Source organism: Microbacterium sp. NPDC087868, from assembly GCF_044900755.1.
Lineage (GTDB): Bacteria > Actinomycetota > Actinomycetes > Actinomycetales > Microbacteriaceae > Microbacterium > Microbacterium galbinum.
The window spans coordinates 471,360-483,839 of the sequence record NZ_JBJDNO010000004.1 but is presented as its reverse complement, the minus strand read 5'-3'; the positions used below and the strand labels follow the sequence as shown (position 1 = coordinate 483,839).

Annotated in this window: 12 protein-coding genes and 1 tRNA gene; 3 read left to right on the top strand and 10 right to left on the bottom strand. The window is 66.1% G+C overall.

Annotated features, from left to right (window positions below; genetic code table 11):
* Nucleotides 1-395: 395 nt before the first annotated feature.
* From ACI2JZ_RS16230 to ACI2JZ_RS16190, 9 genes are all read right to left on the bottom strand, one after another.
* Nucleotides 396-1,241, bottom strand: a complete 846-nt coding sequence (locus ACI2JZ_RS16230; RefSeq protein ID WP_404598526.1) for a toll/interleukin-1 receptor domain-containing protein — start codon at nucleotides 1,239-1,241, stop codon at nucleotides 396-398.
* A gap of 67 nt (nucleotides 1,242-1,308) precedes the next feature.
* On the bottom strand, nucleotides 1,309-2,439 hold the full coding sequence (locus tag ACI2JZ_RS16225) for a GTP pyrophosphokinase family protein (RefSeq protein ID WP_404598525.1): 1,131 nt from the start codon (nucleotides 2,437-2,439) through the stop codon (nucleotides 1,309-1,311).
* The gene (locus ACI2JZ_RS16220) at nucleotides 2,432-3,208 is read right to left on the bottom strand and encodes a hypothetical protein (RefSeq protein WP_404598524.1); all 777 of its coding nucleotides are present in this window, start codon (nucleotides 3,206-3,208) and stop codon (nucleotides 2,432-2,434) included. Before ACI2JZ_RS16220 ends, ACI2JZ_RS16225 begins: the two co-directional genes overlap by 8 nt.
* Nucleotides 3,198-3,740 (bottom strand): hypothetical protein, encoded by a 543-nt coding sequence (locus tag ACI2JZ_RS16215; RefSeq protein ID WP_404598522.1) that lies wholly within the window; start codon nucleotides 3,738-3,740, stop codon nucleotides 3,198-3,200. The genes ACI2JZ_RS16220 and ACI2JZ_RS16215 overlap by 11 nt, the downstream gene beginning before the upstream one ends.
* A 174-nt stretch (nucleotides 3,741-3,914) precedes the next feature.
* Nucleotides 3,915-4,424 carry a helix-turn-helix domain-containing protein gene (locus ACI2JZ_RS16210; RefSeq protein WP_404598520.1) on the bottom strand — a complete coding sequence of 170 codons (510 nt, stop codon included), beginning with the start codon at nucleotides 4,422-4,424 and terminating at the stop codon, nucleotides 3,915-3,917.
* Between the two features lie 3 nt (nucleotides 4,425-4,427).
* The gene (locus ACI2JZ_RS16205) at nucleotides 4,428-5,228 is read right to left on the bottom strand and encodes a hypothetical protein (RefSeq protein ID WP_404598519.1); all 801 of its coding nucleotides are present in this window, start codon (nucleotides 5,226-5,228) and stop codon (nucleotides 4,428-4,430) included.
* 197 nt (nucleotides 5,229-5,425) lie between these two features.
* Nucleotides 5,426-6,304: a type II secretion system F family protein gene (locus tag ACI2JZ_RS16200; protein WP_404598518.1), complete on the bottom strand. Its 879-nt coding sequence runs from the start codon at nucleotides 6,302-6,304 to the stop codon at nucleotides 5,426-5,428.
* Nucleotides 6,301-7,158 (bottom strand): type II secretion system F family protein, encoded by an 858-nt coding sequence (locus tag ACI2JZ_RS16195; protein WP_404598517.1) that lies wholly within the window; start codon nucleotides 7,156-7,158, stop codon nucleotides 6,301-6,303. The genes ACI2JZ_RS16200 and ACI2JZ_RS16195 overlap by 4 nt, the downstream gene beginning before the upstream one ends.
* A complete protein-coding gene (locus ACI2JZ_RS16190) occupies nucleotides 7,155-8,327 on the bottom strand; it encodes a CpaF family protein (protein WP_404598516.1) in 1,173 nt (390 codons plus the stop codon). Before ACI2JZ_RS16190 ends, ACI2JZ_RS16195 begins: the two co-directional genes overlap by 4 nt.
* Before the next feature lie 267 nt (nucleotides 8,328-8,594).
* Here ACI2JZ_RS16190 and ACI2JZ_RS16185 point away from each other — a divergent pair.
* A tRNA-Leu gene (locus ACI2JZ_RS16185) sits at nucleotides 8,595-8,676 on the top strand.
* Nucleotides 8,677-8,750: 74 nt separating this feature from the next.
* A complete protein-coding gene (locus ACI2JZ_RS16180) occupies nucleotides 8,751-9,524 on the top strand; it encodes a DedA family protein (RefSeq protein WP_404598515.1) in 774 nt (257 codons plus the stop codon).
* 28 nt (nucleotides 9,525-9,552) lie between these two features.
* On the opposite strand, the gene ACI2JZ_RS16175 is transcribed toward ACI2JZ_RS16180, so the two are convergent.
* Nucleotides 9,553-10,458 carry a Ku protein gene (locus ACI2JZ_RS16175; RefSeq protein ID WP_404598513.1) on the bottom strand — a complete coding sequence of 302 codons (906 nt, stop codon included), beginning with the start codon at nucleotides 10,456-10,458 and terminating at the stop codon, nucleotides 9,553-9,555.
* A 57-nt stretch (nucleotides 10,459-10,515) separates the two neighbouring features.
* Between ACI2JZ_RS16175 and ligD the strand changes: the two genes are divergently transcribed.
* Nucleotides 10,516-12,480 carry a non-homologous end-joining DNA ligase gene (ligD, locus tag ACI2JZ_RS16170; protein WP_404598512.1) on the top strand — a complete coding sequence of 655 codons (1,965 nt, stop codon included), beginning with the start codon at nucleotides 10,516-10,518 and terminating at the stop codon, nucleotides 12,478-12,480.

Here is a 12,480-nt window from a genome sequence, read left to right as displayed (position 1 = left end):
CGTGTACTCCCTACTTGCGACGGGAGTGCGCCTGAAACGACAAACGCACGCCCGTATCCAGTTGAGGGAAAGCTCCGGATGCTCCGGAGCCGGTCCGTTGGGACCTTCCACTCCTCATTGGGATACGACGTGCGTTGTAGGGTCGCTGTCGCTGCGAGTTGACCTCGCCAGCGAACCCGAGGATCCGCTGCGCAGGGACAGTAACCAAGCCCCTGCTGTCTTCAGTTATCGCCCGGCTGGCTTCCTGCCGACGAGAGGAACCCTACCGGTACCGGCCCCAGCCTCATAAGTACTGGAAGCGAGGCTTGTAGAGACTCATAATCCGGATTGTTGGATCGACACAGTGACGCTCAGTCACGGCAATCATTGCGCAGTGAGGTTAGGCCCCATCGTAACTAGTCACCGTTCTCCGCCCGCGCCTCCGCGACAGCCGCATCGCCTTCAACGTCCCGGCCACCGTCAGAAGGTGCCGTTCTATCATCCGAGAGGAGGGGGTCCCGCCGGATGCCGTGCCGTCGGTCGTCGCTCATCTGTCGCGACTTTCTGCGGAGGAACTCGATCGCTCCTGGAGTGCCTTTCATCACGTCTTCGCCAAGCTTTGGACTCTCCGCGATGAGCGCCGCGATCATTTGCAGCTCGCTCGCCGAGACGCGACTGCGTGGCATGATATCGAGCATTTGGACGTCGCGAGACAGCCCCCGGACCGATGCCATGATGTCCGTGAACATCTCCGCAACGTCAGGGGGTTCCGGGGCGTCCACGGGCTCTTCTAGCGCAGGGATGTCCGCGATTAACTGCTCAAGATCGGCCCACCACTTCTCCACTGCTCGCTCGACGTCGATGTCGACGCCGTCGACCGCAGCGATATCCTTCATCAGCTTCGTGATGCCCGTGCGGTTGGCCGGAACACCATTGAACTGCTTCAGTGGCTCATCGAGGGCCGAAGGCTGAAACCCAAGAGTGACTGGAACGACCCTGGCATCGTTCTCGATCCGTTTAGCGAGCGCACCTGATTCGAAGTTCAACCACGGATTCCCAACGTTTTCGGGTGTCACGCAGAGGATACCGAAATCTGTTTTGGACAGTTCTCCGTTGATCTCGTTGTTCCATCGCTGGCCCGAACGGATATCGTCTGTCGACGAGAAGCACTCGACCGTGTGGATCACATCGTGAATCCACGTCCTGAGCGCGACTGCGAGCTGCTGGCTACGCGGGCCTGACCAACTGATGAAAATCTTCACGCGCCCACCCTATCGGGAACCGTGGCTACCAATAGGTGCGCCCCGCCCGCCACGAAACAAGGAGAGACTAGTGATTCTCCGTCGGTTCCTGTTCCTGGCGAAAAGCCTCTTCGTGGATGCGCCGAAACTCCTGCGGCCGCTTCCCCCGTCTCTCAAGAAGTTCGTCGAGTTCCGCTTCGTCCTCGTACACGAGACGACTGCCGGGCAGAGCGGAAAATCCTTCACCCTCCTGCTCAAGCTTCATGTGCAGGTATAGGTAGAACAAGCTGATCCCGGGGGAAATGGGTTCGCGAGCGTCCTCGTCGTCCCAATCGTGCAGGAGCCAACCTGCGCCGAAGTCTGCAACTTGCCGCCAGTTCTGCTGCATGTAGTCGTTGATCTGCTCCACCGAGGTGAAACCGACCTCGCCCATCTCCTCAGATCGCATCGCCGCGTAAGTAAATGAGGCCCCGAGATCCAATCGTCGACCTGTTCGTTTCGAGATCGTACGGTCGGCGAGCGCCACGGGGCCTGTATTCGAGATCAGGGCCAAGATCGAATCCCGGTCGACAGCTATGTTGCGGCGCCCGCTTTTCACTTCAGCATCGGCCCGCTTCGCGTGGCTCGTCGAATCCGTCTGAAGTTTGACGAACTCGTCATCAGCTAGTTCCAGTAGACCGGCTAGTCGAGCGAACCGGCGACTGATCTCACGTGGAACCGCGACCGAGGACTTATAACCAAGATCGTGCTCAATTTCGGCCCAAGCGTGCTGCAAAATGGATCTAACCTGGATCTCGAAGTAGATACCCGCGAAGCTCCGCCATTCGGGAAGGCGCGCACGATCTTCTTGCAGTTTCACAACGAGGTGAAAAGACTGATAGCCGAACTCATCATCGCTCAGGGATGCAGCCTTATCTAACGAACGGGTTGCATCGACAGTGAAAGCTCCAGTCAGCACCGCGACGGCGGCATCAACCTCGGTCGTGAGATTAGTAATAACACGCACGCCTAAGAGATCATGCAAATCCGAGAACCTCCCGTACTTATCGGGTGCATCCTCAATCTTTGCCCTTGCGCTCTCTTCGGTCTTGACGCGATGCGTGACGCTGTGGATTTTCACCCCACCATCGGCGAGCACCTCCTCAACCAGCGAGCGAATTTTCTCACCCCGAGCCCGGTGCGGTTCCGACTCTTGGTTGTAATCTCCGCGCCTAGCCATGGCTCTTCCCTTGCTGCGACAGTTCGTGAATTAGATCTTCAGCCATGGCGACCCCTGGCGGGAGTAGAGCGACCGTGCCCACAGTCTGGTCGTACTCCACGAGCCGTGCTTGGTGCATGGGCCGGAGCACGTTCTTCCGGTAGTCCGCGGGCCGTTTCTGCTCTAGCCACGACACGAGGTCAGCCTCCTTGGCGTCCGTGACCCCGGCCAGAAGCAGGAGCGTCTGCTTCAGCAACGTCAATCCTGGCTTCAGGACTCGGCGCTTATCGCCGCTCTTCCACACCAGCGACACCTCACGCTCTACGAGCGCGTCCACCAGGACGGTTGCATCATCGGTCGACAGGCCGTGCAGCAGTCGAACAAGCTCGGCCACAATCCACTTACTCATGTACACGACCGTGGTCGCGTCCATATGGTTCGGGTCTACGTCTCCGCCTGCGTGACCCACACCACGGTTGTTCCGGATCTCATACAGCGCCAGAATCATGCGGGGTATCTGAATTCGTGCAGCGCGTGGGCCGGTCTCGCCCTCAAGCTTCTTGCACGCGTCCACGATGTTGCTGGGCTTGCTTGACCGCACCGGGTACGTCCCCGCGAAGTAGCCGCCCAAGATCGTGTAGGCCGCTTCACAGAGCTTGCCACCGTTCAGCTCGGCGGGCTCCCAGCGATGTTCGGCGTAGTTCTTGACGACCTGCTGAAACGCGTCCAACAGGTCAGCGACAAGGGTTGGGGGCAGGGCGCTAAACGCATCCTTCGGGTCAAGAGGCATCCGACACGATCATCTGTTCGACCGCCTTGCGACCTGCATCAGTAAGTTTGTAGGTCTTCCGAGCCTGCTTGCTCTTACCGGACTTTTTGAGCTGCAATATCAGCGCGGGCTTCTTGCCGATGAGGTTTGTCATGACCTTGGCGGTGCCGGTGACCCCGTGTCCGAGGTCTTTGAGGAGCTTGTTTAGCTCAAGGGAGCCAAACGATTCCTGACCCCTGAGGATCTGCACCCAGTACGCGGCCACGAGCATACCGTCGCCGTGTGTCGATGCTCCCGAGGCGTCGTACAGTTCAGCGAAGTGGCTGTACCCGCCGCCACCTCCGGTTTCGATTTCAGCGTCGTCCTCGCCGTCTTCGTCGTCCTGGTCGACCTGATCGTTGACCGCTCCACGTGATTTCGCTGTCGACACTGAGATTCCGTATCGCTCGGCGACCCACCGGATTACCCGTCCGCGGGCGTCTTCATCGATGCCCGCCAGCGCCTTCGAAACTGTCCCCATAGCCTCGATTTCGAGGTCCTTTTCGTCTGCCATTTCATCCCCCATTGGTAAGTGGCTGATAGAAGCCTACTAGGGTCTGCCGACACCAAGCCAGGCCAGAGAGCGCCAGTTCTCGGCCTCCCATGGGGTTTCCCTGGACTCGAAGAAGGCCCGACGCCCTCCGAGGGGTGCCGGGCCTTCTCAGTTCGAGGAAAGGCGCTTCGTGCCTTAGCCCTGGATGAGTCCGGGGCGAGCGGGTGGCACAGCCGCCACAAACGCCTCCATCCCGTTGTTGAACTTGTCGAAGAGCGACACCACTACCTGCATATCCGGTGTGGCCTTCGCATCCTGCGCCGTCAGATCGGCATACGCCGCCGTGTGGTTGCGGAGCGCCTGGGAGAGGAACTGCCGCTCCCGAGGAGCAACCGTGTTCTCCAACAGGTCGAGCGTCTTGTCGGTTGCATCGAGGATCCGGTCGGACATCGCGGCCCGACGGTTTCGAGCATGCTGACTCTGAACACCCCGAGCCTTCGCCATGGCCTCCGGCGTGCCCGAGGAGCCGGAGCCCGTGCGGGCGAACTCCAGCCCCTCCGTGTCACGGACGACCCGAGAGACCGTCTGTGGGTGGACCCCCACAGACTTCGCGACCTGACCGCGCGTCAGCCCATCGCGGACCAGGCGCGCGATCTCCGCCTCCACCTCCGGCGGCGTCCGCACTCCGGACTGACGCGCGGACACGTCTCAAGCGCCCTTGGACGCCGAGCGGGCGATCTTGTCGAGGCGGTCCACCTCGACATCGACCTTGTAGCTGTCGACAAACGCATCCGAAGTCGCGATGGTCGACGCGCCGTCCGGGTCGACCTGCGCCAGGTAGCTGAGCGCGCCGATCGACACTGCACCCTCCAGCGCCTCCGAGAGAACCCGGCCCCATGCCTTCTTGAACTCGTCGGTCTTCTCGTCCGCGATCACCCGCGCCGCGCCGTCATGGCCGACCGCCGCCAGCCGGTCGATCACCAGATCGATAATCTCCGAGAGGTACGCCTCCGGATTGATCGACTGCGCGACCTCGGGCAGCAGTTCGGCGTTCGCCGCGACCGCGATCAGACGCTGCTCCGACGCTGTGTGGATGACCTGCTCGATCTCGCGGGTTCGGATCAACTGGGACACCATCTCCCACTCGCGGTTCACCACGGCCACCTCGTCGGCGGTGCTGGGCTGGAACGAGGAGATCAGCTTCTGGCGGGCGTTCAGGGTGCGGTCATCGCCGCCCCGGTTACCGGGGATCGACTGGTGCGCCGGGATGCGCGCGACCAACACGCGTCGAGCTTCCTCGATCATCTCGATACGGCGGCGGGTGATCGCGCTGTTGTGATAGTTCGGGTCGTGCCATGCGATCGCGAGTTCGAGGGACCGACGATAGGTCGCGTAGCCCTCGGCGAACTCCGCCCCGTGCGTCCGCTTGTAGTCCTCGAAAGCGCGGAAGTGCTCGCCGTGAACCTCGGGGTTGGATCCCGGAACGATGGGATCGGTCGTGATTGCCATGATGATTCTCGATTCTCTGGGTGGGCTCTCGTGGCCCTGGGTGACCGACCAGTTGGCACTGGCCGGGGATTACGGGCGCGACAAAACCAGCCCTGATTCGGCGGCACAAGTCACCACGTCGACAGGCGCATCACGCGGCCATCGCAACGGCTCGGACGGCGACCTCGAACGGGAACTTCGGGAGGGTGACCGGAGCGTCAGATGCAAGCCGACCGAGTAGGGAGGAGCATGAGGATCTCCTTGCGCCCGGCCTGCTCGATGAGGATCCGCTTGGCGTCCTCGCGGGCGTCGCCCGCCTGCGCCTGCAGGACGGCGGCGAGGGGTGCGCCGTGCTCGAGCGCGGCGATCACCTGGTCGATCGCGCGCGAGAGGCCCGGCAGCTGGAGTCGTGCGGCGGTCTCGCTCAGTGCCTCCGCCAGCGGGGAACCGGTGCCGACCGCGAGGACGACCTGCCGGAACTCGCCGGTGAGCTCGCCGGATCCGACCGATGACACCCGCCGCAGGGCGTCGAGGAACCCCTCGCCGGCGGACAGACAGAGGGCCAAGAACTCGAGCGTCGTCGGAAGCTCGTCGGTCATACGAGTGCGTCGCGCCTTGACCCGAGTGGACAACTGCATGTCGTAGAGCGCTCCGGCTGCCCCTCCGCAGAGGAGCGGAAGGACGGCCACGGGGGCGGTCATGCGGCCGGTGAGCACGAGGACGACGATCACCAGCGCGCCGCCGGCGATCCCCCCGACGATCCATCCGAGCTGGCGAGCCCGGAATCCCGAGGGAGTGACACTCGCGCCCGACTGCGCGATGCGACGAGCGAGCGCTTCTCCCCCGCCGAGCACCCTCTCGAAGAGAACGAGGAGATGCTGCCAGGGTGAGCGCCTCCCCGTGGGGAGCAGGGCGATCGACGGGAGCGCCGAGAGTGGAAGGTCGGCATCGTCCACGACGTCGCGCACGTACGGAGCGATCCGCACGGCCAGGGATGCGGCACCCCAGCGCGGCACGACCGAGAGGATGCCCAGGACGCCGAGTCCGAACATCCCACCCAGCAGTGCGGCGATCGCGATCGACGACCCGGAGTTCATCCGAACCACCGACGAGGCTCGGGCAGGCGTCCGATCCGGACCATCACGCGGAAGGCCACGGTCGACACGGCGGCTCCGAGACAGATCACCAGCACACCCTCAGGCGTGCCGTAGGCTTCGGCGCCCTCTGGCCGCATCACCAGCAGGCCGAGGATCACCCATGGCGCCACCGCGCCCAGCACTGCGGCCCCGCGGATCCATGACTGGCGCGCCTCGACCTCGCCGCGGAGGGCGGCATCGGCACGGACAGAGGCGGCGAGCGCGCGGAGCACGCCGGTCAGCTCGGTGCCACCCACCTGCCGGGCCATGCGCAGAGTCTCGATGATGCGGTCCCCGATGGGGTCGGCGAGCGTGTCCTTGAGGCGATCGAGGCTCGTCTCGAACCGCCCCGTCGCCCGCACATCGTGCGCGAACACCGCGAACGCCGGTCGCAGCATCGCCGGCGCGGAGTCCTCCAGCGCTCCGACCGCATCGGGGAGGGACAGACCGACGCGGATCGACGCGATGAGCAGATCGCATACGTCCGGCCAGAGCTGGCGGCGAAGACGGCGCAGACGCAGTCGACGCCCCCGCAGATACCCGATCGGCGCCGAGCCCGCTGCGAGCCCGGCGAGGAGCGCCAGAACCGGAAGACCGGAGACGAGCCAGGCGGCAGCCGCCGCGGCGAGCGCCACCGCGATCATGCCCGTGAGCACCGCTCGCGGGGTCAGCGCGCCGATCCCCGCCTCCGCGACGAGCCGAGTGAGATGCCCCCGACGGGGCGTCGTACTCTTCGGCGCGCCCGCCGGCCACAGCCACGGCGAAAGGCACAGCAGCGCTCCTGCGGCCAGGAGGGCGCCGAGGAACAGCGTCACGAGTCGCGCCCCGGGGTACGCAGAGCGGTGCCGCGCCCGGGGTCCGAGTAGATGACGCGGGTGGCGATCCGTCCGTCGGCGATCTCACCGGTCGGGGCGATGACTTCGCGTACCCGTCGTCCGCCCTCCGGATCGCGCACGCAATGCACCACGAGATCGACGGACGCGGCGAGCGCCGGCACGATGAAGGAGCGGTCGATGTTCCGCCCGGCCAGGAGAGGCAGCATCGTGAGCTTGTCGAGCGCATCGTCGGCGGAGTTCGCGTGCACGGTCGCCGCTCCCGGCACCCCGGTGTTGAGCGCCAGCACCAGGTCGAGCGCCTCGGCATCGCGCACCTCTCCGACGACCAGCCGATCGGGACGCATGCGGAGGGCTTCCTTCACGAGCCTGCGGAGGGTGATCTCACCGGAGCCCTCCAGACTCGCCTGGCGCCCCTGCAGCGCGACGAGATCGGGTCCGTCGACCGAGAGCTCGAAGGTCTCCTCGACCGTGACGATGCGCTGCAGATCGGCGCAGGCGGCCAGGAGGGCGCCGAGCATCGTGGTCTTGCCCGCATGCGTCGCCCCGGAGACGATCACACTCCGCCCCGCACGCATCTCATCGCCGAGGAATCTCGCGAGATCGACGGGGAGCGCCCCCTGCGCGGCGAGCGCATCGAGAGTCCGATGCCCGGGCAGGAACTTTCGGATGTTGACCGCCCACCCGCCGCGCACCACATCGGCGATCGCGACGTGCAGACGGGAGCCGTCGGGCAGCGAGGCGTCGACGAACGGTTGGCTGATGTCGACGCGGCGACCGGTGGATTGCAGCATTCGCTCGACGAGGTCGCGCACGACCGTCTCACCGAGCCGCAGTTCGACGCGCTCGGCCACTCCGCCCCGGGCGATGTGCACCTGGTCTCCCCCGTTCACCCAGATCTCCTCGATCCCCGGATCGTCGAGCAAGGGCTGCAACGCCCCGTACCCGCTGACCGCCGCGAGCACATCGCGGACCGAGCGCGCCTCGTCGTCGATGAGCTCCTGCCCTCGGGCGAGAGCCAGGTCGTTGTGCCTGCGGACCTCGGCCTCGGTGATCCGACGGACGGCATCCGGATCGATCGAGGGGTCGGTGCCGTCGCTGCGCAGACGAAGGCGCACACGATCGGCCACGGCGAGAGAGGGAGGATTCACGCCGAGCATCCTCGCAAGAATCGCGAGAACGGCGCGGAAGTTATCCACAGCGAAGGCGGAACGACCTCGGAACGGCCCTCGTGCTGCACTGAAGACGTGGCCTCCGACTCCTCGGAGCCCCCGGTGCCCGGATCGCCGCGGGGATGGTCACGCGGCCGTCGATCGGACGGTCGAGTCACCCGACGGATCGAGGGATCCCCGCCCTCTCCTTGTACCGGATTCTCCCGGGAAAGCGGAGGCCTCCGCTCGGTAGACTGTGAGCACCGCGCGGGAGTGGTGGAATTGGCAGACACGCAGGATTTAGGTTCCTGTGCCCCAGGGCGTGTGGGTTCAAGTCCCACCTTCCGCACAGGACGAGCGCATTCGCGCGTTCGGCTGCTCGACCGCCGCACCATCGCACCATCGCACCACGACGGGACACCCATGCATCACGCCGCGCTCATCCCCTGGCTCGACCCGGCCACGATCATCGGCACGGCGGGCCCGTGGGCTCTCCTCGTGGTGTGCTTCATCGTCTTCGCCGAGACCGGACTGCTGGTCGGCTTCCTGCTCCCGGGTGACACGCTGCTCGTGATCGCCGGTCTGCTGTCGCACCCGATCGCGGGTTCCGAGCACGGCGTCTTCGGCATCAACGTGTGGTTCGTGGCGCTCCTGATCGGTCTCTCGGCGTTCGTCGGCGGCGAGGTCGGCTACGTGATCGGCCACAAGGGCGGTCCGGCCGTCTTCGAGCGCAAGGAATCGGGCCTCTTCAGCAAGAAGAACGTCGAGCGCACGAACGCGTTCTTCGAGCGCTTCGGCGGCATCACCGTGATCCTCGCCCGGTTCGTGCCGATCGTGCGCACGTTCGCCCCGGTCGCCGCGGGCGTCGGACACATGCCGTGGCGCAAGTACACGCTCTACAACCTCATCGGTGCCATCCTCTGGGGCTTCGGTCTCACGATGTTCGGGTACGCGATCGGGTTCATCCCGCCCGTCGCCCACTTCGTCGAGAGCTACATCGATCTGATCCTGCTCGCCGCGGTCGGCGGCACGGCTCTGGTGACGCTGTGGCATTACCTCCGCGAGCGCTACAAAGCGAAGAAGGAGGCCGAGGCCGGCCACGACGTCGTCACCGAGGCGGCCGAGGCGCAGGCTCTCACGCTCGATCCCGAGGTCTTCGACCGCGCACCCGACCTGGACGGCGACGGCAAGCACTGACGACGCGGGCTGAAAGCGGGCGCGGCCGTCAGCCCGCTTTCCTCTTCGCCGGCGCCTTCTTCGCGGCGGGCTTCTTCGCGGCCGACTTCTCGGCGTCGGCATCCTTCCCGTCGCCGCCGGACTTCTCCGCGGAGCCCTTCGCCCGCTGTTCCTTGGACTTCGCGACGCTGGCGCGCAGGGCCTCCATGAGGTCGATGACCTCGCCGCCCTTCTCCGCTCCCTCCGTCTCGCCGAAGGTGTCGGCGACGTCGAAGCCCTCGCCCGCGTCGATCTTGGCGTCGATGAGCGTGCGCAGCTCCTTCTGGTACTCGTCGACGAACTCCGCGGGGTCGAAGTCGCTCGAGTAACTCTCGACCAGCGATGCCGACAGTTCGAGTTCCTTCTTCGAGATCGACACGTCCTCGTGCAGCGCAGGAAAGTCGACCTCGCGCACCTCGTCGGCCCAGAGCAGGGTCTGCAGCACGAGCACGTCCCCGCGCACCCGCAGCGCGGCGAGACGGGTCTTCTGCCGGAGCGTGAAGCGCACGATCGCGGTGCGGTCGCTCTGCTCGAGCGTCTTGCGCAGCAGCACGTAAGCCTTGGGGGATTTCGAATCCGGCTCGAGGTAGTACGGCTTGTCGAGGGTGAGCAGGTCGACCTGGTCGCTGGGCACGAACTCCACGACATCGATCTCACGGCTCTTCTCGGAAGGGAGAGCGGCGAGATCGTCCTTGGTGAGCACGACGGTGTGCCCCTCGTCGACGTAGGCGCGATCGATGTCGGAGTAGGCCACGGTCTCGCCGCAGATCTCGCACGTGCGCTGGTAGCGGATGCGTCCGCCGTCCTTGTCGTGCACCTGGTGCAGCGGAACGTCGTGGTCCTCGGTGGCGGAGTACACCTTCACCGGCACGTTGACGAGCCCGAACGTGACCGCGCCCTTCCAGATCGTTCTCATGACCCCAGTGAACACCAGCGGCACCGGCCGAGACCAGCCCTTGACTACGCTGGCTCCATGGTCGTCGACGGTCGGATCGTGCAGGTCGAAGGACGCCGCCTGCGCGTGACCAACCTCGACAAGGTCGTGTATCCCGAAACCGGCACGACGAAGGGCGAGATCTTCGCCTACTACTCGGCCATCGCACCGCAGCTGCTGCCCCTGCTCGCCGGGCGCCCCGTGACCCGCAAGCGCTGGGTCGAGGGTATGGGGACGGCGGATGCCCCGGCCGATGCCTTCTTCACGAAGCAGCTCGAACGCGGGGCGCCCGAGTGGATTCCCCGCCAGGCGATCGTGCACTCCGACGGTCCGAAGGACTATCCGCTGGTCGACGAGGTGCCGACCCTGGTGTGGCTGGCTCAGGTCGCGGCGATCGAGCTGCACGTACCGCAGTGGCGGTTCGGAGCCGACGGACTGCCCGGGCGACCCGACCGCCTGGTGCTCGACCTCGACCCGGGCCCCGGCGCGGGACTCGCGCAGTGCGCGGCCGTCGCCCGTCTCGCCCGCGGCATCCTGACCGGGATGGGGCTCGATCCGGTGCCGGTGACCAGCGGCAGCAAGGGCATCCACCTGTACGCGTCGCTCCCCGGCGAGCAGACGAGCGCCGAGATCTCGATGGTCGTGAAGGAACTCGCCCGCGTCATCGAGAACGAGCACCCCGAGCTCGCGACCGCCACCATGTCGAAGGCCGTGCGGAGCGGCCGAGTGTTCCTCGACTGGAGTCAGAACAACGGCAAGAAGACGACGATCTCGCCGTACTCGCTGCGCGGCCGCGCCCGGCCATGGGTGGCGGCTCCCCGCACCTGGGACGAGCTCGACGACCCCGATCTCGCACAGCTCGACCTCGACGAGGTGCTGGAGCGCGCGGCAGCCGGCATCGACCCGATGGCGGCGCTGCACCCGGCGGATGCCCCGGCCCCGACTTCCCCGCCAGCCGCCCAGTCGAAGGCGGAGCGACACCGGCCGAGCAGCCGCGGCGCCTCTCCCGTCGCGCTCGATCCGGAGGCGACGCTCCCGACTTTCGAGCCGATGCTCGCCGAGCACGGCACCCCCGCACTCGCGCGCCGCCTGAGCGATCCCGCCTGGGCCGAAGTGAAATGGGACGGCATCCGCGCGATGGGCACCTGGTCGAACGGATGGATGCGTCTGCACGCCCGCCGAGGCACCGATATCACCGCGCGCTACCCGGAGCTCACGAGCGACGGCGCCCCGTTCCTGCCGGCGGCGGACGCGGTCGTCGACGGAGAGATCGTCGCCTTCGACCATGACGGCCGTCCGAGCTTCTCGCGGCTGCAGAACCGCATGCACCTCACCCGCGCGCGCGAGATCGAACGGGAGGTCGTGCGCACGCCCATCGTGTACATGCTCTTCGACCTGCTGCGCCTCGACGGCCACGATCTCACCGGCATCCCCCTGCACCAGCGGCGCACACTGCTCGATGACCTGATCGCCGACCTCGACGCGCCGGTGCAGGTGCCGCCCGTGTTCGACGACGTCGATGACGCTCTCGCCGCGAGCGACGACTTCGGTCTCGAAGGCGTCGTCGTCAAGGACCGAGACTCGCGTTACCGCCCCGGCACGCGCTCGCCCTCCTGGCTCAAGCTCAAGCACACCCGAATGCAGGAGACGGTCATCGTCGGCATCCGTCCGGGCAAGGGCGATCGCGAGCGCACGCTCGGTTCCCTCCTGCTCGCGGTGCACGACTCCCCCGGCTCACCCCTGCGCTACGTCGGCCGGGTCGGAACCGGGTTCACCGAGCGCATCCTGCGCGATCTGCTCGACCTGCTCGAACCGCTGCGCACGAAGACCGCACCCCTCGACGGGGTTCCCGCGCCCGACGCCTCCGACGCGCTCTGGGTGCGCCCGGAAGTGGTCGGCGAGGTGGAATTCGCGAACTGGACGCCGGACGGGGTGCTGCGGCACGCGCGCTGGCGCGGACTGCGCCCCGACAAATCGCCCGATGAGGTCGTACGCGAGAGCTGA

Excerpts from the sequence above, each read along its gene's own strand:
- ACI2JZ_RS16225 (WP_404598525.1), bottom strand. The coding sequence starts at position 2,439 with ATGGCTAGGCGCGGAGATTACAACCAAGAGTCGGAACCGCACCGGGCT.
- ACI2JZ_RS16220 (WP_404598524.1), bottom strand. The coding sequence starts at position 3,208 with ATGCCTCTTGACCCGAAGGATGCGTTTAGCGCCCTGCCCCCAACCCTT.
- ACI2JZ_RS16215 (WP_404598522.1), bottom strand. The coding sequence starts at position 3,740 with ATGGCAGACGAAAAGGACCTCGAAATCGAGGCTATGGGGACAGTTTCG.
- ACI2JZ_RS16205 (WP_404598519.1), bottom strand. The coding sequence starts at position 5,228 with ATGGCAATCACGACCGATCCCATCGTTCCGGGATCCAACCCCGAGGTT.
- ACI2JZ_RS16200 (WP_404598518.1), bottom strand. The coding sequence starts at position 6,304 with ATGAACTCCGGGTCGTCGATCGCGATCGCCGCACTGCTGGGTGGGATG.
- ACI2JZ_RS16180 (WP_404598515.1), top strand. The coding sequence starts at position 8,751 with ATGCATCACGCCGCGCTCATCCCCTGGCTCGACCCGGCCACGATCATC.
- ACI2JZ_RS16175 (WP_404598513.1), bottom strand. The coding sequence starts at position 10,458 with ATGAGAACGATCTGGAAGGGCGCGGTCACGTTCGGGCTCGTCAACGTG.
- ligD (WP_404598512.1), top strand. The coding sequence starts at position 10,516 with ATGGTCGTCGACGGTCGGATCGTGCAGGTCGAAGGACGCCGCCTGCGC.